General features: G+C 62.2%; 27 protein-coding genes. All 27 read right to left on the bottom strand.

Annotated features, from left to right (window positions below):
• Positions 1-42: 42 nt before the first annotated feature.
• The gene (locus ACM0M4_RS06485; RefSeq protein WP_023085540.1) at positions 43-948 is read right to left on the bottom strand and encodes a hypothetical protein; all 906 of its coding nucleotides are present in this window, start codon (positions 946-948) and stop codon (positions 43-45) included.
• The gene (locus ACM0M4_RS06480; RefSeq protein ID WP_034018002.1) at positions 935-1504 is read right to left on the bottom strand and encodes a DUF6932 family protein; all 570 of its coding nucleotides are present in this window, start codon (positions 1502-1504) and stop codon (positions 935-937) included. The genes ACM0M4_RS06485 and ACM0M4_RS06480 overlap by 14 nt, the downstream gene beginning before the upstream one ends.
• Positions 1505-1787: 283 nt before the next feature.
• Positions 1788-2438 (bottom strand): BRCT domain-containing protein, encoded by a 651-nt coding sequence (locus ACM0M4_RS06475; RefSeq protein ID WP_031675719.1) that lies wholly within the window; start codon positions 2436-2438, stop codon positions 1788-1790.
• 118 nt (positions 2439-2556) lie between these two features.
• On the bottom strand, positions 2557-2868 hold the full coding sequence (locus ACM0M4_RS06470) for an outer membrane protein assembly factor BamE (protein ID WP_023085542.1): 312 nt from the start codon (positions 2866-2868) through the stop codon (positions 2557-2559).
• 68 nt (positions 2869-2936) lie between these two features.
• Complete coding sequence (locus ACM0M4_RS06465; protein WP_260330246.1) at positions 2937-3428, bottom strand: site-specific integrase; 492 nt, start codon at positions 3426-3428, stop codon at positions 2937-2939.
• Between the two features lie 49 nt (positions 3429-3477).
• A complete protein-coding gene (locus tag ACM0M4_RS06460; RefSeq protein ID WP_023102221.1) occupies positions 3478-3702 on the bottom strand; it encodes a DUF7364 domain-containing protein in 225 nt (74 codons plus the stop codon).
• Between the two features lie 97 nt (positions 3703-3799).
• Positions 3800-4570: a hypothetical protein gene (locus ACM0M4_RS06455; protein ID WP_023102220.1), complete on the bottom strand. Its 771-nt coding sequence runs from the start codon at positions 4568-4570 to the stop codon at positions 3800-3802.
• The gene (locus ACM0M4_RS06450; RefSeq protein ID WP_071536009.1) at positions 4515-4733 is read right to left on the bottom strand and encodes a Com family DNA-binding transcriptional regulator; all 219 of its coding nucleotides are present in this window, start codon (positions 4731-4733) and stop codon (positions 4515-4517) included. The genes ACM0M4_RS06455 and ACM0M4_RS06450 overlap by 56 nt, the downstream gene beginning before the upstream one ends.
• 136 nt (positions 4734-4869) lie before the next feature.
• Positions 4870-5157 carry a hypothetical protein gene (locus ACM0M4_RS06445; protein ID WP_034072578.1) on the bottom strand — a complete coding sequence of 96 codons (288 nt, stop codon included), beginning with the start codon at positions 5155-5157 and terminating at the stop codon, positions 4870-4872.
• A complete protein-coding gene (locus tag ACM0M4_RS06440; protein WP_221345510.1) occupies positions 5154-6302 on the bottom strand; it encodes a DUF2793 domain-containing protein in 1149 nt (382 codons plus the stop codon). The genes ACM0M4_RS06445 and ACM0M4_RS06440 overlap by 4 nt, the downstream gene beginning before the upstream one ends.
• Positions 6299-8506, bottom strand: coding sequence for a phage tail protein (locus tag ACM0M4_RS06435; protein WP_012613804.1), 2208 nt, complete (start codon positions 8504-8506; stop codon positions 6299-6301). Before ACM0M4_RS06435 ends, ACM0M4_RS06440 begins: the two co-directional genes overlap by 4 nt.
• Positions 8496-8714 carry a hypothetical protein gene (locus tag ACM0M4_RS06430; protein WP_003117240.1) on the bottom strand — a complete coding sequence of 73 codons (219 nt, stop codon included), beginning with the start codon at positions 8712-8714 and terminating at the stop codon, positions 8496-8498. The genes ACM0M4_RS06435 and ACM0M4_RS06430 overlap by 11 nt, the downstream gene beginning before the upstream one ends.
• The gene (locus ACM0M4_RS06425; RefSeq protein ID WP_003094581.1) at positions 8711-8950 is read right to left on the bottom strand and encodes a hypothetical protein; all 240 of its coding nucleotides are present in this window, start codon (positions 8948-8950) and stop codon (positions 8711-8713) included. The genes ACM0M4_RS06430 and ACM0M4_RS06425 overlap by 4 nt, the downstream gene beginning before the upstream one ends.
• An 8-nt stretch (positions 8951-8958) precedes the next feature.
• On the bottom strand, positions 8959-9780 hold the full coding sequence (locus tag ACM0M4_RS06420) for a phage BR0599 family protein (protein ID WP_003117241.1): 822 nt from the start codon (positions 9778-9780) through the stop codon (positions 8959-8961).
• On the bottom strand, positions 9770-11473 hold the full coding sequence (locus ACM0M4_RS06415) for a hypothetical protein (RefSeq protein ID WP_003117242.1): 1704 nt from the start codon (positions 11471-11473) through the stop codon (positions 9770-9772). Before ACM0M4_RS06415 ends, ACM0M4_RS06420 begins: the two co-directional genes overlap by 11 nt.
• Positions 11473-12396, bottom strand: coding sequence for a hypothetical protein (locus ACM0M4_RS06410; RefSeq protein ID WP_012613801.1), 924 nt, complete (start codon positions 12394-12396; stop codon positions 11473-11475). Before ACM0M4_RS06410 ends, ACM0M4_RS06415 begins: the two co-directional genes overlap by 1 nt.
• Before the next feature lies 1 nt (position 12397).
• The gene (locus tag ACM0M4_RS06405; RefSeq protein ID WP_012613800.1) at positions 12398-13354 is read right to left on the bottom strand and encodes a hypothetical protein; all 957 of its coding nucleotides are present in this window, start codon (positions 13352-13354) and stop codon (positions 12398-12400) included.
• Between the two features lie 6 nt (positions 13355-13360).
• Positions 13361-16921 (bottom strand): phage tail tape measure protein, encoded by a 3561-nt coding sequence (locus ACM0M4_RS06400; protein ID WP_034074087.1) that lies wholly within the window; start codon positions 16919-16921, stop codon positions 13361-13363.
• Between the two features lie 2 nt (positions 16922-16923).
• Positions 16924-17052: a hypothetical protein gene (locus tag ACM0M4_RS06395; RefSeq protein WP_015972878.1), complete on the bottom strand. Its 129-nt coding sequence runs from the start codon at positions 17050-17052 to the stop codon at positions 16924-16926.
• Complete coding sequence (locus tag ACM0M4_RS06390) at positions 17052-17537, bottom strand: DUF6631 family protein (protein ID WP_012613798.1); 486 nt, start codon at positions 17535-17537, stop codon at positions 17052-17054. The genes ACM0M4_RS06395 and ACM0M4_RS06390 overlap by 1 nt, the downstream gene beginning before the upstream one ends.
• Positions 17538-17540: 3 nt before the next feature.
• A complete protein-coding gene (locus ACM0M4_RS06385) occupies positions 17541-18311 on the bottom strand; it encodes a hypothetical protein (protein WP_003137261.1) in 771 nt (256 codons plus the stop codon).
• A gap of 32 nt (positions 18312-18343) precedes the next feature.
• Entirely contained in the window at positions 18344-18523 is a 180-nt protein-coding gene (locus ACM0M4_RS06380; RefSeq protein ID WP_003099460.1) for a DUF7210 family protein, read from the bottom strand.
• The gene (locus tag ACM0M4_RS06375) at positions 18511-18990 is read right to left on the bottom strand and encodes a phage tail terminator protein (protein WP_012613797.1); all 480 of its coding nucleotides are present in this window, start codon (positions 18988-18990) and stop codon (positions 18511-18513) included. The genes ACM0M4_RS06380 and ACM0M4_RS06375 overlap by 13 nt, the downstream gene beginning before the upstream one ends.
• Positions 18987-19403: a gp436 family protein gene (locus ACM0M4_RS06370; RefSeq protein WP_015972874.1), complete on the bottom strand. Its 417-nt coding sequence runs from the start codon at positions 19401-19403 to the stop codon at positions 18987-18989. Before ACM0M4_RS06370 ends, ACM0M4_RS06375 begins: the two co-directional genes overlap by 4 nt.
• The gene (locus tag ACM0M4_RS06365) at positions 19400-19576 is read right to left on the bottom strand and encodes a hypothetical protein (protein ID WP_012613796.1); all 177 of its coding nucleotides are present in this window, start codon (positions 19574-19576) and stop codon (positions 19400-19402) included. Before ACM0M4_RS06365 ends, ACM0M4_RS06370 begins: the two co-directional genes overlap by 4 nt.
• A gap of 62 nt (positions 19577-19638) precedes the next feature.
• The gene (locus ACM0M4_RS06360; protein WP_012613795.1) at positions 19639-19953 is read right to left on the bottom strand and encodes an HI1506-related protein; all 315 of its coding nucleotides are present in this window, start codon (positions 19951-19953) and stop codon (positions 19639-19641) included.
• A gap of 11 nt (positions 19954-19964) precedes the next feature.
• Entirely contained in the window at positions 19965-20873 is a 909-nt protein-coding gene (locus tag ACM0M4_RS06355; protein ID WP_034065228.1) for a Mu-like prophage major head subunit gpT family protein, read from the bottom strand.
• Positions 20874-20876: the final 3 nt, after the last annotated feature.

Raw genomic sequence — 20876 nt, 5'->3', positions numbered from 1 at the left:
AGGCGGGCGGGGACGAAAAGCCCCGCGCTGCGGGGCTTTTCTTTAGAACAACGGCATTTCCCTTAATTGGTATCTAGGCTTGCCGCTACCAACCTGTCGCGTGTGAACTTTGATCACGACATTTTTTTCGAGGTTCCGGTTAATGGCCGCTGGATTTTCGATTTCACGCGAAATTGTTCCATGAATGACCTTATCGTCCGATGTTTTAAACTCGAAGGTGCGCTTATCGGGGAAAACTCCGAGGAATATCCCGGTTAGGGAATAGTCAAGTTCCTTTATATTATCTTTGCTTAATCTCGACTTGCTGATTAGAACCTGATTGCTATCTGAAAATCTAAATGATCTGTATCTCGTAGTAATAGAGCAAGCAGCGTCGTTTGAGGTTAGCTTGTCTAGGAATTCAGATACCGCCACCAAGGCTCTATCTTGCAGCTTTGACACAGGCTCAGATAGCTCCTCATCGCTCTTGGTGGATGCTTCGAGCAGTTCGGCAATGAGCTCTAGCGCTTCTGCTACGGGCGACATCCCTTCGATTTGAAGCTGAAGTGATTCGCTCGGGGCTTCTTGCAGCTCGAACCCGAAAGAGCCTATCGCTGTTCCAGTAATGAGAAGCTGATTACTCGACCTATTGGGAATAGGTCCCATATTATTCAAGGTGCCTGTCAGAGAGGCAGCAACAGTCGCTACTGCCTCGTTAAAGGCTGCTGTCGCAGTCATTCCGAAGTCTGCTTGCACGCCCAAGGTGCCCCAAACAGGCTTTCCCCTATAAGTTAGGATTACCTTGGCAGGCCTGGGGGTATTCTCCGATGTGGCAGAAATTCGGTCTTGAGTTCGCTTCATCCGCGACTCTAGGGAGCGTGCAGAGATTTTGCTTATACCTGGACGCTTGCTCAATTTTTCTAGGAAATTGAGCTCCGCCTTTCCATGGAGAATCTCATTCCTGTTCATGTTCAAGCTCCTCTCTTCGATCTTCTAGCGCTTGACTAGCTTCTGCATCGTCGTCTGGAGCCAAATCTACGGCAATGAATCCTTTCCACTGCTTTGAACGCCGGTGCGACCACATGCTGTACCAGTAAGCACTCACCTGTACCAGCACTTCTGGAGCATCGCTCAAAGACTGAATATAGAAGTCGACCTTGTACGATGCTTTGATCCAGTCGTGATCATCGACAACCTTTAGAGCGTCAGGTTCCAGTGCGTCAAAAAACGCATCTCCTTGCCGGCAATATGTCACCACGTCGACGTCGCGAGGTGAGCGCCCTTCGATCAGTTCGATGTTCTCTGAAAAGCTACCGTTTAGCCATTGGAAGCCATCTATCAAGCCGATTCTGTGGAGCTCGCCTCTGTGAGCTAAGTATCCCGCTAGCACATCGCATCTGTCCACGCTGGTGGCAAAAAGCCGCACGAAATCCGGCAGCGTGAGCCAATATGGCGACCGTTGTGGGGAGACGGGGTTGCTGTCATCAATCGGGGGGATGAGCCCCTCTGCATTCCATAGCGACATAAGCGCATTCCTTGACTTTTGGAGCGTATCAAACTGGGGTGGAGGCGCCTCTACAGCAAACGATGATGCACAGTGCCACAAACCCCGGGCTGAACACCCAGTTGGATCTCTGACTTGGCCCGGGACAGTTGAAAAGGGCAGTACTGATGCCAGCGATGATCTCTGGAAAGCTCATTGCCCCATGATCCGCCCATAGCTACAGATCCCCACCCCTCCAGATGACCTTGCCGATGATGCGGTGCTTGTGAGCCTGCGGCCCATATGCGATGACGCCGCGCTTCACCTAGACCAGGTTGAACATCGAGGCTTGCCAGTGCTTCTCGCTGATGATCGCTATGGGATGGCCTTCCTCGCGCAACTCGACAGCTCGCTTGATCTTGGTTCCGTAGGTGCTGTGAAGCCACTGCTCGTTGCCTATCTCGCCGACGACCAGGTAATGCACCTTTTTGCTGATGCCCGGAGCTATTCCCCCACCGCGGTTGACGACGATCTCTTCGCAATGCTTCCTGGGGCCGTAGACCATGACTCCAGTGAAAACGTAGAGATGACCCGACCACTCAAGCTTGGGAGCTGGATTGTTGAGCGGAAGAGCATTCGATGAAGTAAAGGCATTGTCGCTTGGTTTCGGCTTGGAAGCAGAGAGGCCACCAAACCCTCTAAGAATCTCAAGCAGTTCGGCAGACTCATCAGCGTCTAACACGCCATCGGACAGCATGTCTGAGAGCCTCCGGTAGAGGAGGTTGGTCACTGGATCGTCAAGATGGATCAAGTTCGTAGCGATCCAATCCTGTAGGAACTCGGCCTCCTGCTGATTGATATGCCCATCAGCAGTGATCCCAGCCGCCAGTCCTGCAAGCTCATCGACAGACCTTCGGTCTATGCGCTTCTCGTGGAAAATTCGGCTATCCCCAAATTCAGCATGCAAATCGACCATCATTCGTCTCCTTGAACTTCAGGCTCCCATCAGACTCTTTGAGCGTTCCAGACAAGCAGTATTCTGAGCTGGATATAGGTCTCTCAACTACAAATCTCCGCCCCGCCAGACGAGCACCTCAGCGCTTCCCGGGTCGGCCGTTGGTCATCACGTATCGCTTGACCCTGTTTTCCTTGTCGAAAAGGACCGTGAGGTTCTGCTGCTCCATGCCAGTGCCAAAAGGCCCGACATAGACGTAGAACCAAATCGCTTGGAGATTTCCTTGGGAGTCGAAAGACTGGGAAAGCGGGTTTCCGAACCGCTCCAGCATCTGGTCGTAGGTGGTTTGACCTTGAACGATCTGGCGGACGTCATCCTGTTCAATCGGCGTTCCGTTGCTGGCGCAGCCAGCCAGGGTGATCAACAGCGCTGCAATAACGAGTATACGCATACCGACCTCCGTGTCCTGAAACGCTATCATAATGCCACGAAAAGAACTGACCTGCACCGACTGAAGGCTCAGCCCAAGCGGCTCGCCACCTCTGTTGCAGTCGCATTGTAGTAGACCATGAGCGACCGGGGGTCGCGGTGTCCCGTCATCCTGGCCAGGTCGAGCACATCGAGCTTCCTGGCGAGCCTGGTGGTGGCTTCGTGACGGGTGTCGTGGAAGTTCAGCCCGTCGATTTTCTGTCTGTCCCGCACCTTTCGAAAGAGGGTATCGGCCGAGCCGGACGTCAGCGTAAACAGGTTCTGGCGCTTCCCGGCAGCATCTACCAGAACTTGGAACAAGGTCACCGCACGGGAACTGAGCGGCACCTTACGGGCATCGCCGTTCTTCGTCTTGTCCAGTTCGACGTAGCGGGCACTCAAGTGGACCCGAGCAGCAACGAGGCCGAGGATCTCGCCCTGCCGCATCGCTGTCTCCAGAGCGATCAGGAAAGCGTAGGCAAGCTCCTGCATCTTGCCGGTCGGCTGTAGCGCGGCGCGAAATTTGGCGCGGATTTGCGCCATAAATGACACGACCTAGCCGTTTCGGGCGCGGCAAAAGACTTTCAAAAGATCAGCACAAGACCACGATGTCGCCATCGGCCACACGCTCAGAAAGAGCTGTAAGCTTGCCGATTCCTTCCCGCAGAAATCGGCTGAGCTGCTCGATGCACTCGCGCTGGTCATCGGTGAGGCTGAACTCGGCCTCCATGCTGTCCATCAGGTCTAGGCAGCACTGGTTGAGGAACCCCACCTCCAACAGCTCCGCACGCAATCTACGCCTCAATGCATCGTCCATCCCAGCATCCCTATCTACTGCGCATATCAGTCGGGACCGTAGCAAATAGGAGATGCTGGTCACAATTATCAAAACGCCTAGTGACAATGTCTCGCGGTCATGCCAAGAACACCCCCTTCTTACGACGTCGAGATGGAAGGGGCTGACCAGGCTTTGGATACGGAAGAGGCGGGACTTTGGCTCGCGCTAGCCAGTTCTTTCGGATCAGATATATATAGCGGAACTGCAATAGGCTCTTGCGTACCGCCCGCTCCAGGTTGTCCCGCAGGTACTTCGCACGTCCGCCTCCTCCAGGGCGCGCCGTGAGCAGCATCTCGTGATAGGTCTCCCCGTCAAGCTCATAGAAGCCCTTTCGGTGATGTCCGAAGTAAAGAAAGTTGGCGGCTTGGTAGACGATCCCCCATCCCCCACATCGCTCGTCGGCGAATGACTGCACCCAAGCAACTCGCGGGCAGGCTCGTTTGATGAACTTGAACGCATAGCTCAAAGCTCGACTCTCGCTGTTGCGAGGAGCTGAGTCATCCAGCCACATGCGGTTCAACTCCAGGTACTGATCAACCTGTGTTCCCTCAATGATTTTCGTCGCTCCCGCCACGGGGTTTAGTGCATACCCAAACTGAAGCACGCCTACTTGGACCCCGTCGATGAAGACGCCAAGGTGGACATAGGAGTTTGCGACGATCCGACGAGAGTAGTGATGCTGCTTGATGACAGCATTAGCCTCCACCCGTGGTATCTGCGCCACATAGAACGATCTGGAGCCAAACCCGGCGAGTCCTGTCTCGCCCTGAATGTATTCCGGCTTGTCACTTTTAGGCGCATGGTACGCACCCGGAGCTTTGGGATGGTGAGAAGGCTTCTGAGCCATGAGCTACCTCTGAAACAGGCGCTCCATGGCGCTCAGGTTCAATGCAGCTCGCGGCTGTCAATGCGTTCAGTGTCCGGCATCGCGGGCACTTGATCTGTAAGTGTTGGAACCCGCTAGCGCGGGCGAGCAGGCGGTTGCAACCGCCACAACGAACGTCAAACATTCTGCAAAACCTACAACTATCAGTTAGGCTTGGCCCGCTCTCGCGAGAGTGGGAGGGCCTCGGTTGACTTGCAGGTTGTGTCTGCTCGTTGACGCCACGGATGGGAGTTGCAGCTCCTACCTATGGCGCCCTCTCTTTACTCTGCGGGAAGGGGATAACGCGCCTTGATTGCCCGCACTGCCGCCATCCAGGCCGACAAGTCCGGCGCTGTGCCGGTAGCGATGGCGTCATATTCTGCCTCTAGCCGCAGAGGATCAGACTCGGTGCGATAGGCCTGGCGGCGAAGCTCCTGGACCTCGGCCAGCGCGTCATCCGGGTGGAACGTAAGATCGTCCAGGCTCACCCCGGCAGTTTCAGCGATGGCCGCCAGTGGGCCGTCCCACTCAGTGAAGAACACCCCTTTGTAGAGAACCCGCTTCATCATGCGCTTGCTCCGTTGATTGTCAGGATGGGTGCGACGTGGATGCCCGGATCGACCAATCCGCCGAACCAGGCTGGACACGCAAAGGCGATCTGAGCACCTGCGGATGCGTAGATGTACGGACACGCATTGTCATAGCCGTTGTATGACTGCATCGAGAATCGCAGATGTACCCATTGATTCGTCGGCAGTACCACGCCAGGCGCAGCGACAGCGCCATTGATCCAAAGGCGATGGGTCGTATAGGGCGCAGAGGAGATATGAGCCGAGCCGCTTTCGACACGCAGCCACATGACGACAGTCGCCCATGCGCCCGCGTTGAAAACTGTTTTGCTGCCGTTGGAGCAGCACAGATACCGTGTGACCCCATCCGCGCCGGCCGAGCCGGTAGTTGTCTGCGATCCCGCAGTCAGAACGGTGGTGAAGAACTCGACCCCGTATCGAGACACTGACGTCCACGTCCGGCCCATTGCCGCGAGCAGCGCCTGCACCCGCGCATTGAGCGCCGGCCCGGCCCCGCCGTTCGTGCTGTTGTCGAAGGCGAACTTGCCCCCATCTGCAACGGTGGCGCCGTTCCAGCCGTTGAGAAACGAGCTTGGAGTCCATGACGTTGTGAACATCGTAGCCAGAGGGTTGGCTGCGGTTCCCGCGAAGCGGCCCATGTCGGGCATCAGGTTCATGAACGGCAGAACGTTGAGCGCCGATTTCGCGGCCGATCCCAGCTCCGTCCACGCGCCGCTTTCGCGGGCATACGCTTTTCCGTCGCTCGGCGCGTCCGACATACCGCCCACCAGCTCGACCCACGCCGTGCCGGAATACTCGTAGGTCTTGACCTGGCCTGCCGGGGTTGTCTCGTTCGCGACCTGGACACGCCAGCCCAGCCTGGGTGGCATGTACTCCCAAATAGCCGTGGTCGCACCCGTTGCCCACCAGCGGGCCAGGCGGTTCTGGTTCGCCCCGGCCCCGGTGAAAATGTAAGTGTCGCCCTCGGCCTGGCCGCTGGCCGGGAGCGCGGCGACGCGGCCCTTGACCACGGGCTGGCGCAGGAAGTCATCCCAGCGCAACAGGCGCATAAGTTCGTTGTAGTGCCCCTCACCGGGTGCGCCGTTGATCAGTAGGCCAGTGTTCGGCCCCATGGTAAGACTCATGCGGAAACGCCTCCAAGCTCTTCGCCCAGCCGGAAACCGAGGCCGTGGCGATCAATCGTGATGTCGTGCTGCTGCCAAGAGTTGATGCCGTCGCGGACACTGCGCAGGACAAGGCGCATGTCCTGGAGCGGGCCATCCGCCATATCCTCGGCGAGTGGATAGGACCAACTGCTGCTGGTGAGGCCGGCATAGGTGCGCTTCAGCGTCGTGCCGCTGTAGACCTGGAGCGTCACCGTCGCCCCATCTTCGGGCCCGATGTTGCCGACAGTGGTATCGATCAATTGGTCGGCCTGGCCGATCCGGTCGCGCTTCGCCCAGCTCACCGACAGCGCCCCGTAGACCTTCGTTGGGTACGCGCTGCCGTTGATGCGGAACTGGCCGGGCGGGTATGGCTTACCTTGGCGCCCGGTCAGCGTCAGGCTGTCGGTAGCGGCCAGCGCCGGGGCGAGCTGGCCCTCGCTGGTGTTGGTCAGCAGCCGGGCCTGGAGCGTCACGCCCTGGCTGTATACCGTCTCGTCCACCGCTTCGAACGTGTCGTAGAACCAGACCCGAGCCCCGGCCAAGTGCTTGGCCGGCACGGTATCGGCGCAGCCGCGCGCCAGGGTGACGGTGCCACTGGCATAGTTGACGGCATCGACCCGGACTATCTCGTCGTCCACCACAGCGGCCTGGCCGACAGTGACGTCCTCCAGCCGGGTGGCGTTCGTCAACGTGACGACGTTCGGGCCGGCCGCCAGCGGCAGCTCGGCGGCGAGTAGTCCGGTCGGGCACCAGTCGCCGGTTCCGCGATCAACGAACGCGCCAGAACTGCCGACGCGGTCGGTCAAGGTGTAGCTCTGCGACAGGCTCGTCGGCGCCTCGGCCAAGGCGGCAAGATACGAGGCGGACACGTCCAGGAGCTGGAGATTCGCCGGATCGATCACGCCGGCCAGTTCGCGATATGGCGCCTCGATCAGACGCCGCACGGTGACCGCCCGAGGCGTCCGGTCGGGCGGGGTCCAGCCTGGTGGCGGTGGTGCCACGCCGGTAGTCGCCGGCAGATTGAACTGGTCCTGGACGACGGTCAGGGTGATCTTGCCGTCGCCGAGGAAGTTGTCCTCGATCCGGCCGACCCGGACGACGGTTTCAGGGATGCCGCGCCGGGTCGAACGGATGCGGAACGGCTGGCCAGGGTTCAGGCTACGGGCGCGGCGGTCGAATACGCCTTTATAGCGCTTCAGACCGGTTGTCTTCAGACGCATTTCCCGCTCCCCGACTCGCCCGGCCAGCTCGCCAGTCGGCACGCCCAGGAACTCGACTTCCTCGGACGACCGCCGCCCCTGCGAAGCGGCGACCGCGTTGTTGTTGACGATGACCTGGCGCTGCGCGCCGTCGGTCTGGTCGATGTACTTGACGATAAGCTGGCTCGGCGCGAGCGAGGTCGAGCCGGTCTTCTCCTGGGTGATCTCCAGGAGGCCGCTGTCCTCGTCGAACAGCGGCAAGTCTGCAACGCTGTAGTCGTCCCGCAGGAGGCGGATGCTGATTTGTCCGGTCTGTCGGTTCGGGTAAACCTCGGCGCCGATATGCGATTTCACCGTCTCGCAGAAGTTTGAGAACGTGTCGGACCTGGTCCATTCAAAGCACAGCCCGAAACCCTCGGCATACAGCTTGTCGGCAGCGGCCCGCCAGCTCGCCTCGTCCATCCGCGTGCGGGCCAGCCCCCGGAAGTCCCGGCCGGTGTAGACGAGATAGAGGATATGCGCCGGATTCATCGCCTTGATCTGACCGTCCGCGAGCCAGATAAATTGCTTTTCGGGATACCAGGGGTTGCCGTCCCACAGGCGGTTGCCGCCTCGGCGCAGAATCTCCCAGGTCTTCGGGTAGGGGTTCATGGCGGTGACCAGGCCGGAATAGAAGCACGTGGTGACGCCCCGGAACGCCGGTACCAGGCCGCCGAGCATCGCCGCCAGGCGCGGCAGGACGCCCTGGTCCTCCTCGCCAAACAGCACGTCAAGCGTTCCGTCGAGCCCGCCTTCGCCCTTCTTCCCGCCGAAGAGGTCCGGCGCATTGATGCGAACCTGGCCGTTACTGGTGATCGAGCCCTTCCATGCGGTCTTGCCGCTTGCCCGGATTGCACAGACCTCGTCGATCTTCTTACCCAGGGCGAAATGGATGTCAAAAAAGTACTCGAACCCGACCGTCTGTGCCTTCGGTTTAGCGCCCATCGGCTACCTCCTGGCATGCGTGCTCAACCAGCTTGAGCGCGAGCGCGTCGCCGGTCGCGACTAGCACGTCGGCCTCGATGCCGTCCCGTAGGAACGCCATCCAATCCAGGCCATGGCGCTTGAAGAAGTCCCGCGCCTGCCGGTGGCAGTAGCCCTGCCGAGTGGTCCAGGTCGGCACGGTATGCAGGTGCTGAGCCGTAACGATCATTTCTTGCTCCCTTTGGTCTTAATCGCCTTCGTTCTGTAGTTGCCCACGGTCAGCACCATCCAGCTCTTCGACCAGCACTGACCGAAGACGGCGACCTGTTCGTCACCCTCGTCGCAGCGCGGGAAATCGATGTCTTCAAAGGCGGTCGGCTTGGGCTTCTGCGGCTTCGGTGCCAAGACCTTGGATAGGATGAACGACGCCGCCAGGATGACGAGATTGATTGTGATCGGGTCCATGGCCTACCTCACCAGACCTGGTCGCCATCGAATGGCGACTTGCCTTGCATCGCGTTAAACCCCCTGAAGTTGGGGAGGTTGCTGAATTTGTCGTCGCAGGTCTGCGCGAGCCCGTCGCAACCTGGATAAACCCGCAGTTGGCCACCTGCCGGAATGCCCTCGGTGCCGCCCAGGATGTAAAGATCGGGTCCGGCGTGCCGCTCGATGTAGCGGCTATCGTAGTTGTCGCCGTCCACTTGCCACTCGACGTAGCCCCCGGTAAACCAGCCATCGACATAGCCGGCGACCACGCCGCTGGAGATCACCCAGCCGCTGATGCTCTGCGGCGTCAGCGTCACGCGATACGGAACGAGGTTGACCTTGCAGCGATGGTCGCCAACGACTGCCGTGCAGGTGCGGCAGTAGGTGTCGATCAAGCCGGGCTGGTCCATCAGTTCGTCTTCTGACACGCACGTTATGCGGCAGCTATCCACGGTCGGCCAGTCCACATCGCCAATCTGGCCCACCCAGGAAACCGCTGCCTCGGTGTCGCCGTAGTGCATGTCGTAGACGACCAGGTCGATGGCACCGCTCGGCGACCGGGACTTGTACAGCAGCGCGACGTCGAGGTCGGCCGGCGCGGTGATGACGAACTGGTCGGACTGCGGATCGCCGGAACAGATGATCCCGTTGTCGATGATGCCGCCCGGCACGGTGCGGAAAATCTGGTTTTGATAAGTGATGTCCCGGTCGCTGCTGTTGTAGCTCCAGCGGATGGCTCCACGGCTGAACTGGTACAGCCGCACCGGCTGCCCATCCGCGAGCGAGCTTTCGCGGCTGTTAAAACTCATCGTCACGAACCCCTTTGAACGTCAGGGCGGCAGTTGCTACGCCCTCGCTATCAGTGACGTGCTCGATCTCGACCACGTCGGTGGCGGCGCTACAGAGCGCCATGAAACAAATGCGCGCCACGTCACCAGGCTCGACCAGCCGGCCCAGGGCGGCATCGATGGCCAAGCGCTCGGTGTCGGCGTCCAGCTCTGTGCTGGTGAGGATGCGGCGGTGATAGACCGTGCCGTCGTATAGCTCGATGCGGATATCGCGACGGCCCGGCCGGCCGTTGGCGAAACGGGCATAGCCGATATTGCGCACGTCCAGCGCGGTGGACAGCTGCGAGACGGTGGCGACTAGGGTCAGGTCGTCGGCGTGGGTCGGCACCCATAGCGGCTTCTGCTGGCCGCGCAGCGCATAGACCAGGCTACGGAACGCCGACCGCTCGGCTCGGCCCATACCGATCCAGCGATGGCCGATGACGGGCAGCGCCATGCCGGCGACGTCGGTCACGCGGGGAATCGCGCTGCCGTTGTCCAGGGTGGACAGCAGGCGCTGATAGCTGGAGGTGAGGTCTTCGCTTTCGTCCGGGCGCTGTTCCAGGACAGGACGCCCCCGGTACATCGTCGCCGGCATCACCTCGGGCCAACTGCTGGGTTCCATCACCAGGAACGACACCCGCGCAGACTGCGCGGTATCGGTCAGCCGGGTCAGCGTGGGCTGCTCGGTCAGCTGCGCGGTGCGTACCGGGTACAACCGGGAGCCAGTTCTCCAGGCAGCCTGGACGGGCCGGACCAGGTCCAGGCCGCTGGCGGTCACCGTCTTGACCTCGACGACCTCATAAGTAAAAGCGTCCTCACCGCGCAGCATCGCTAGACCGCCGTCGCGGAAGTCGAGGCCGGCCGTGTCGCACGGAATGCCCAGCGACCCGGCCGCCAGCGGCTGGTGGAGCAGCTGGATATCAGGCCAGATCGGCAGCGCCCAAATGCGCGCGCCCCAGCCGAACAGCGTCATGTCCAGCAGCTGCCGCTCGCGATCCACCGCGTACATGTTCGCGTCGAACTCTCGGCGCGGCGCCAGGCGCATGGCTCGGCGCTGGGTCACGGCCGATTCGCTTTGCAGGATATTTGTCGATGCGCTCAGGCGTTCGACGATGCTGTCGCCCCAGTCCGGTGCGAACGTCCAGGCGATGATGCGATTGCCAGTGATGACCAGGACCAGGTTCGGCTCGCCCTGGAGTCTCCAGACGATCCTCGCATTGACGACGGGCGGGCCGTCCGTGCCAATGCTGACGGTCCAGGTGCGTTCCTCCAGGGCGGCGAAACCCAGCGGCGGCGACGCCTGGCCAGACAGCGTGATGCCGTCTGCGGCTTCGCGGTCGATTGCGGTCAGCGTGCGCGGACTGAAATATGCGTTCCAGACTGATGCCGGTCGTATCTGGGTGCTGACGACGTTGCCCAGTTCCATTGCGGTCGGAATCAACCAGAGGCGGTTGTAGTAGTTCTCTTCCAGAGCGCTTTGGTGGACAGCCTGGTAGGTCGAATGGATCACCTCTACCGGCTGATGCGCCCCATAAGCGCCGCCCCAGGTCGAGGCCGCGACCGCTGCAAGGCTGATGTCCTGGTTCAGCTCCAGGGCGTCGATATTCGGCGTGATGCCAGCAACGATCCCCTCCACAGGCTTCGGCACCTGGAACCCCGGAAACGTCGCCATCACTCGACCACCCGGAAGCAATAGCCGACCCAGGCGCTGGTGCTGTCGAAGTCGGTAGCGGTTCCGCGTTGGAGCAACGGATAGACGCGCCAAGTGTCGCTACCGACGACAAGCGGATCACCAGGCGCGAGGAAGGCCATGTTGCATATGCCAAAGTCCGGCACTTCGCCCACGTAGCGCGAGCGCTGCTGAGCGCCGAACGCATAGATGGCGCACGGCACAGTGGTGGTCGAGCTGTTCAGCTCGTTTGCGCTGGCGTCGATCAGTCCGACGTCAGGATGGTACTGACTTCTGTAGTTTCCACGGCCTGGCCCGATGACCCGCCGGGGGATGTTCGTCGTGTAGTCGAATGGCAGCCAGTCGGGCGAGGGGCCGCCATCCAGGCCATCCACACGCAGTACGCAACCACCGTCGCTATAGCGAACGTGATAGCCGTCGAACGGATGACAGGACCAGCTCGATGTCAGCATCTGGCCCGCCTGATAGATTACGGAGCCGCATACGTACTGGCCGCCGCTGTATTCGACTCCGCGCTTGTTGAGCGAGCCAATCATCACCGGCCGGAACTGACCGGCCGCAATCTCGACGTGCAGGTGCAGATAAGCCGCCGTGGCAAACAGGTGGTAGCGCGTGAACGGCCCACCGCTCAGCTGTGCGACGGTCGGCCCCTTCGACGAATAAGGGTTGTTCTGCACCGAGTTACCGGGCTGCGCGTTCCACGCCAGGCTGTTATCGAACCCCGTATTGCCCGCCATCTGGAACTGATTGGCTCCGGCATTGAATGACCAGTACCCATCAGCGTTGTGACAAAGCCATTCCGATGCCGAGGCGCGGTCGGTGACCCAGCCGAGCGACTCGGCGTGGACGCGCACCTTGGCGAGCAAGTCGGCCGGGTTGTTCGCTGTTCCTGTGAAATAGGCCATGTCAGTCCTTCCTGATCGCGTAGAGCCAGGGGTTGCCCGAGCGCCAGGCGGTTTGGAAAACAACGTGGTCCACTCCGTCCTCGACAATCACGTCCTCGGCGCCGGAGTTGAGCGTTGGCACGTAGAAAGCGCCGTCGAAGTCGCCCAGGTTTCGGCGACCCTCGGTTTCGCGGGTGACGAACGACAGCGCCTTGAGCGGGAACTTCCCGAATGAATCCCGCAGTTGTTTGACCACGGTGTCACTGCTGCCCGCATAACGGCCGCAGCCCAGCGGGAGGAGCGTCCGATTGTTGTAGTCGGACTCGTTGGCAGCCCCTCCGTCTACAGTGAAACCGAGCCAGCGCCCGGCGGGATCGCGGAGATAGCAGCTTCGCTCGTAGGGGCTGCTGATGCCTCGGTGCCGGTCGCTGACGTCTGACCAGCGAGTTGCAACGTCACCACGGTAGGAGCCCACGACGGCAAGCGGGTACGGATACTGCGACGGCGGACAGGGTGGCAGGATGAAGCCGGCGCCGGCCGACTCGTAGATCGTCGAGACTTTCACGACGATCCAGAAGCGTCGGCCGTTGGCGAAGAACCAGTACGGCAAGGGCTGATTCCACAGCAGCGCCTGAACCCGCGGGCTGTAGTTAGCAAACGCGGTCCAGTAGTCGCCGCCAGGCGGGATTGCTCCAGGATTGAACGCCGTGCCGCCCATCAGGCGAAGGTTGTAGTAGTCCAGGGCGGTATCGCCGTAGCTCTGAATCCCCATGTAGATGCTATCGGTGCCGCCCAGGCCAGGGGCGCGCAGGGTCACCTGGCGCACGGCGATGGCCGTGCCGGACGCGGGGATGGTGTTGTCGAAAACCTTCTCGTAGGCCTGCCCAGCCGCGACCAGGTCTGGGTTCGCGGTGAGGAACTGGACGAGGCGCTCGACCAGGTCAGCATGGTTCGTTGCAGTGCCGATTTCAGTAGCCATGGATTCCTAGTTTCCGAGTATTTGCTTGACGGCCTGGCGGTTCTTGTTCAGCCAGACGATGTAATGGTCGCCGCCCTTGCCGGCCCACATGTCGGCCGCCACCTGGTCGGGGTCTTGAACAGCATGGAGGTGGACCGCGTTGGAGACCGAGGTACTGAAGTTCTTGGACGGTTCCTGTATCTGAGCGGCGCCCATGCTTGGGCGTGGCAGGGATGGCGCGGGAATGCCGGCGACGCCCCCGGTAGCGTGGCGGACGGCTCCCGCCCAGTCATGGAGCGCAGCCCATCCGCGTTGGTTGATGTCCAGCAGCAGCGGAGTAAGCCCTGGCTGCATGGCGGATGCCGACCGGATTACGACCTCATTGTTGGATAGCCAGGCCGGTATGCTGTCGCTGGTGGGTGTGCCTGGTCCCTGGACCTGGCCGCCACCCGCGAAGCCGAAAATGCTGGTGATCGAAGACAACCAGCCACTCCCGCCACCAGCCACTCCAGCGGCCCCGGCAGCTCCCGCAGCGCCGCTCACCCCACTGACACCATTGGCGGCGGCCAGCGAAGCGGCAGCGGCCTGGATAGCGGCGGCGCCGCTCAGGAGCGTGCCGCCAGCAGTCGCCAGGGCGCCGGCCGAGGCGGATACGGCCGAGGCGCCGACCGTCAGCCCCTGGGCGCCGCCATCGGTACCACCGCCCAGGCCAAACCCGGAAAGCAGAGATGCCCCTAGCTGGCGGGTCGCCATCCTGGCCAGGTCGCCAATCATGGTGCGGACGAAGTCATCCAGCGAGGCCTTGCCAGTCGTCACAAAGGTAACGACGGCATCCTCCAGACCGGAGAAGGCGTTACTAAACAGTTCGTAGGTCTGACCCGCGACGTCCCTGGCGGAGTCGATGTAATCAGCGAACGCCGACGTCGCCCCGTTGACCCAGTTACCCTGGGCGGCCTGGAGGTCGGCGTAGTTGCGTTGCAGCTGCTGGGTCATCGCGGCATGGTTAGCTTCCAGCGCCTTGAGCTTGTCGTTGTACTCGTCGAGGCTCATGCCTCGCGAGCCGTCACCGTACTGGCTCGCCAGGTCCAGGCGCTGCTGTGCGAATCGGTCGTCAAGGCTGCCACGCTGATCGAACAGGCGGCGCTGTTGCGCGCCCATGCCCACGGCAGCGGCGGCACGTTGGCCCTGGAGGGCCAGCGCATCCTGTTGTTGCTGGAGCGCATCGCTGTAGGCCTTGACTGCCTGGGCCTGTTTCTTCAGGCGCCCCTGTTCGTTGAGCTGGAGGACTTCCAGGTCGGCGTCGGCCTTCTTCTGCGCCTTGACCATGTTGTTCCTGGCCTCGGCGATCTTCTGGTCCAGGCTGATGCGCTGGGCCGCCGTGGTGGAACTTTTGTCGCGCAGCGCCTCCAGCGCCTGGATTTCCCCCTCATAGGCTGCGGTGACCTGGTCCTTGTTCTGGCTGATCAGTTCGCCGCGTTGCGCGACATAGTCCGCATAGCTCAGCAGGCCGGCGCGCTGCTGCGCCTGGAGCTTCTGCTCGGCGTTCCTGAAATCGGTTTGCAACTGGTCCAGGCGGTTCTTCGCCTCGGTGACGCTGGACTGGTCGAGGGGCGTAGACGGTCCTTTCGGGGTTTTCGGGTCTTTGTACTTCTGATCGATGGCCTTGCGAGCGGCGGCGATATTTTCCGGCCGCAGGCGTTCGTCGTTCGGGTTAGCCGCCTGGATCGCGGCAATGCTCCGGTCCAGCTCCCTGTTGAGCTTGTCGCGCTTTTCCTTGTTGGTGCGCACCGACTCCAGCAGCTTGTCCATGCTCTGCTGGCCGCGTATTGCCTCGTCCTCCAGGTAGCGATCCAGGCGCGCCTTCTGCGCCTTCTCGCCCTCGTCCTGGATTTCCTGGAGGGCATCGGTGAATTGCTTCCCGCGCTCGTCGTCCGACATCGAGCTGCGCTGATACGCCTTGCGTAGCTCGTTGAACCAGCCCAAGGGGCCGAAGACAGCCCCGCTGGCCACAGCGCGCCCCGGCTGGAAGGCCTGCCCCTTGGTCAGTTGCTCCAGGCGTTCCTCGGGCGTCTCCGTCCGGCCCACGCCGAGCATTTCGTCCCAGGCGCCCTTGGCCACCCCGGCAACGGTCTTCCAAGCGGTTTCCAGGGTGCCCAGGTTCTCGACGATCTGGCTCGCCCGCTCGTCCATTGCCTGGCTATAGGCATCCATGGCCAGCTGGGCGGCACCCAGCGAATCGCCTTGCTGATCGAGGGCGGCTATCTGCTCGTAAACCGAGGCGGTCAGGTAGTGATATTTCTCGTTGAGCTGCTGCGAGGCTTTGACCGGTTCGTCGGCCAGCTTGGAGAACTCGGCGACCGTATCCGAAACAGCCTTGCCGGTTGCTTCCTGCATCGCGATGGAGGTAGTGGCAACCTGCTCGATCTGGTCAACCGTGAACTTGCCGGTCGCGGTGATTTCCGACAGTACCGCCACGGCCTCATACTGAGTGCCGTTCGCCCTGGCGAGTGACGCCGCCATGGCGGACAGTTGCCCGGCGGTGGTTCCGGCATAGTTTCCGGTCAGGACGATGGCCTTGTTCAGCTCGTTCGCCTCTGAGCTGCCTTTCTCATACGCCAGAGCCAGCGCCACGCCCGCAGCGGCCACCGCCGCGCCGATGATGATAAAGGCGCTACCTGCTCCGCTGAGCCCCACCATAGCCGTCTTGGCGTTGTTGGCCGACGCTGCGGCAGCGTCCGCCCCTCGGGCGATGTCGTCCAGGCCGTCGCTGGCGTTACTCGCGATCCCGAAGAACGATTTGACCTGATCGCCCAGCGCCTGAAACGTCGCGCCGACGCCACCGAAACTGTCCTTGATCTGCCCGCCTTGCTGGATGGCAACCATCCACAGTGGCATCCCGCTGGCCAGGCTGGTGACCACGTCGGTGATCTGCGCCGGCAACTGCCGCATGGCCTGGCGGTACTGACCTGCCGAAATGCCGGCCACGGCCATGGCGTCAGACGTGCCGAGCAGGCGGTCCCGTTGCTCCTGGAGCTTGGCGTTGTAGGTCGTAAAGACGTCCGGGTCGATCCCTCGACCCCTGGCAGCATTCAGGCGCGCCTGGAGGCTGTCGAGCTTCTCCAGCTCGCGAGTGACCGGGTCGATGGCCGCGAGCAGTTTGCCCAGCTCGGCCTGCTGCCGGTCGAACTCGGCGGTGGCTTTCGCCGCAGCCTCGGCCGCTCGTTGCTCGGCTGCAACCTGCTGTTCGCGGGCGCGCTCGGCGTTGTGGTAGGCATTCATCGACGCCGATTGCGCACGGGCGCTTTCCTGCCATCCGCTGGTGGCTGCCCGCGTGGCGGTGTTCATCCGATCCGAACTTTCCGCCAGCGCGTCCAGCGCTTCCCGCTGTTGCAGGGAGGCGGCGACCATCGCCTTGATCCGGGCCGCCTGCTGGTCGGCTGTCTCCCCCAAACCGGACAGCTCCCGGCCAGCCTGGCTGGCATGGTCGCCAGCGGCTTGGATCGAGTCGGACAGTTCCTCGACCTGGTCCGCACCCTGCTGAAGGTCAGCGCGGATGCGCAGGGCTAATACAAGGTCTTGGTCGGCCACGTTCAATTACTCATGAGCTGATCATAGGCGGCAATCGCTACAGAGCCCCCGGCGAAGCCATGGTTGACCGCCATCAGCTCGCGGGCTTGCTGGCGGCCCTTTTCTGCCTCGGCTTCGCGGAAGAACAGCATTAGCTGTCGCTCGGTGTAGCGGCCGAGCTGGTCGCGCTGGTGTCCTGCTGCGACGAGGCAGGCGAAGACTCGACCCCACGTTGTTGGAGGGCTTGAGCCACTACTATCGGGCGCCACAGGCGGCGGACGAAAAAACCCTGGTTGGCTGCCCACCAGACCAGCATCAGGGACTCACCGTCGCTTGGACGGAGCGAACGGACCCAGTCATCCGCCTTGCCACAGCTCACGGCAATCAACGGCAGAACGAGCTTCCAGTGCTCCGTCAGCACGTCCAACGCAATGGTCGCGCCCTCGACTCCTTCGAGGTGTTCACGCGGCACCTGGAGGAACGCCTCGGCAATGGCCTTGAGGGCCGCGTGGTGGGTGAGCTGCTCTTCGAAGGTCAGCTCGCGGACAACCAGGTCCTCGCCCCCGACCGTCAAACGACGGTCGGGGAACAGAACTTCCAGGCTGTCATCGACGGGGGTGTCGTTCGGCTTCTTCATGACTCACCCCAGCTGAATAATGCGGCCGAAGCGGCCCAGGTCGCCGGTATCCGGCTTGCTGGTGTCCAGCAGGATTCCGCCGCTGATCTGCATACCGGCGACGGTGTTGCCGTCGCTGATCAATGCCAGCTCCTGGAGCGGGTCGGTCGCGACCTTGTACAGCTCGACGATGACCGGCGCGCCGCCTTCGGCCAGGTTGATGCCCTTATAGCGCAGGGCAACGGTCGGCTGCGGCGCGGTGAACATGCCCACCTGCTTGGTGGCGGCGTACTCATAGGCCGCTTTGAACGGCTGGGTCGGGGCCGGCGTCGGCAGACCCAGCAGTTGGACCTCGCCGTAGGCGCCATCGGCTCGCAGGGCGTAATACTGCGGGTCGAGGGGCGCCGGGCTGCTCGCGCTGTCGGTGATGACCAGTTCGCTGACGCCGAAATTGGCCAAGCGGATCACATCGCCAGCCACCAGGTCGGCGGGGAGTACCTCGCCCGTCACGGAGCCCGCCGCCTTGGCCACGACCTTGCCATAGAGGGTAAGCGCCAGGTTGTCTGGGCCGATGCTGTGCAGGGTGATGTTGACGGTGGCGGTCTTGCCGATGGGGAAGCTTCGGACCAGGGCTTTCTGGCCGCTGTAGCTTTCCTTGTGCTCGACCTTCTCGACTGCGAGCTGGATGCTCATGGCCGAGACATCCTGAATCCAGCGCCATTTGCCGAGGACGCCGTTGACGATAGGCGCGGCGTCAATCTCACCTTGCCCGTAGAAATACGTTTCCTGTGCCATGTGAGGCCTCCGTAGGAATCAGATGTTGCGCGTTACTTGTCGCGTTTCTCGTCGGCCTTGGGCTCGGCGGGAATCTTGGTGATCAATTGACGGCGCAGCAGAAACTCGGCATCGGCGCGACTGACTTCGATCTCGTCGCCCTGCGCCACCGGCTTGCCGGCATGGGTGTGATTGGGTTTCTCGGCGGTGATGGTGACTTTTACGGTTTCCATGACTTGAGCCTCGGGAAGACAAAGTTGGCGGTGAATACCAGCGGGAAATAGAAGAACCCGTTGCTGTAGCTGACTGGCGAAGCCTGCGGGCTGCGGGCCAGCGGGCTGACGCCCTGATCAGGAACCCAGCCGGTCAGTGCCTTGAGCAGCTGGCCGAGCAGCGGGCCGGCTTCGCGCCGGGCGCCCTGGCCGTCGCCCTGGGCGTCGGCGTAGTACAACGTCAGCACGGCTGCCCAGTGCTGGGTGACCGTCTGAATCGCCCGACTGCCGCCCTGGTGCGACGCCCCGGTGCCGATCTCGTCGCCCAGGTAGACGACATAGACGCAAGGCGAGCCCTGGCGCTGTTCGTCGAGGGTGGCCAGATCGGGGATGCCCGAAACGTCCTGAAGGCCGGGCACCTCGGCGCGGATGCGCTCGACCAGGAGCGTCTCCAGGAACAGGTAATCGAACGGCTCGGCAGTGCTCACCAGGTGCCCCCGAAATCGTTGCGTTGCGAACTGATTTGAACGGTATTGGCAATGGGCGCCGGGGTGCCGGAGCTGGTCAAGGCCAGGCTGAGCTTCCCGGAGGAAATGCCGCCCAGCAGCTTCCGCTTGCGCTCGGCATCCAGGATCGCGGGGTGGTCGTCCTTGACCTGGGTGTGCAGGTTGGCAAATGCCAGCACGCACGCTACGCGCTTCAGCACCACAGGCACCTGGGCCAGCGGCAGCTGGTAGCGGGCGTGCAGGTGGAGATCGATCTCCGCGTCCGCATCGGCGATAGCCTGGGCCACGACCGCCGGATCGATGGTCGTGGCGGGTTTATTGACGCGGTCGCTCAGCTGGCGGATGGACGCCTCGCCGTACTGCTCGACCAGGTCGGCCTGGGTGCAATAGCTCACTGTTGCTGCTCCTGGTGCTCCAGGACGTCGATGGCGCTATGGCACTCGGCAGCGACCCGGCGATCCAGCTCGGCCTGGGCGAGGTCGCCCTGGGCTTCGATGATCGGAGCATTGTGCTCGGCGTTCTGCGCGGCGATGGTCAGTTGACTGATGGCCAGGGTGTGGTCGCTCATGTCGAACTCCTGATGAATAGGTGGCCATCCGTGGCCAGGGGCGGTCCCTCTGCTGGGGTGGGTTATTCCTGGGTGTCGTTGTCCGACGCGGGCGGCTCACCCTCGCCGCCGACGTCGTCCGGCAGGAACTCGCAGGACTCGACGCGCAGCTGGGGCTCTTCCTTGATGGCCATGAGCTGCGCCTCGGTCAGGGCGGACAGGGCGATTCCGATTCCTTCGCTGGTGAACGCGAAGCCAGCACGCCGGAAGGTCGGCGGATAGCTGCGCACGAAGATGCCCTCGACGCTCTGCTGGGCTTCATCGCCCGCCGCCTGGCGGGCCAGCCTGGCGGTCGGCTTGGCGGTCGGCTTGGCGGTAGTTGCGGCTTTGCGTGCCATGAGCTGCCCCCTTATGCGCCAGTGCCGGTGGAGCCATAGGCCAGCTGCCAGAAGCCGTAACCGGCAGCAGCGCGGGCTTCGGCGCCGAACTTCAGCTTGCGCAGGTTGAAGACGTCATCCGAATCCAGGTTGACCTGGGAAACGAATTCCGGCTGCTTCCTGGGCTGGAAGATGAACGGTTTTACCGGCTTGGTGGTGTCCAGCAGGAACCAGGCGGTGTCGGACTCGATACGCCCGTCCACTACCAGCTCAGCAGTGCCGACGTAGGGGTTCGGGGTGTTGTCCGCGAGCTTCGGGTTGGTGAGCAGCATCTTCGCCACGTCTTCCAGCGCCGGGCCGACCAGGAGCACGTTGGGGGAGACGTTGAGGGAACGTCCTTCCTCGTCTTTGAACTTCTTCATCGCAGTGCGAGCAGCGCCATAACCTGCCTTCGCCGCCGCCTGGTTGGCGTTGGAAAGCGGAGCGGTGCCCTTGTTGCTCACCGAGGCATCACCGACAGGGTGATCCGTGTCGATAAAATACTGGCCGTCGAAACAGGGCTTGGTGAAGGCGCCGTTGACCGCTTCATAGACCAGCTCGTCCGGGAGCTGAGCCGCCGAGTAACCGGCCATCTTCGCCTGGGGCGAGTAGATGCCGATTTGGTCGTCCTCGATGTCGTTGCGGTCCACCTCGACGGTGGCCTCGAAGTCCTCGTTCTCGACAACGTACTTGTAGGCCTTCAGGTTCTTGACCACCTTCGCGCCGATCCAGCGGCGCATCTTCGGAAAGGTGCTCAACCACTTGTAATCGTTGCTGCTGGTGTTGCTCGGCACTTCCATGGCGATCTTCTGCCAGGTGGTGGGGGCCGCCGCGAAGGCGTTGTTGAAGATGGTTTTGATCGCGACGAATGCCGCGTTGAGACTCTGCTTGTTGATCAGCATGTG

This window comes from Pseudomonas sp. 18-147 (assembly GCF_051048045.1).
GTDB lineage: Bacteria > Pseudomonadota > Gammaproteobacteria > Pseudomonadales > Pseudomonadaceae > Pseudomonas > Pseudomonas aeruginosa.
Note: the sequence above shows the minus strand (reverse complement) of the source record. Positions and strands in the feature narration are given on the sequence as shown.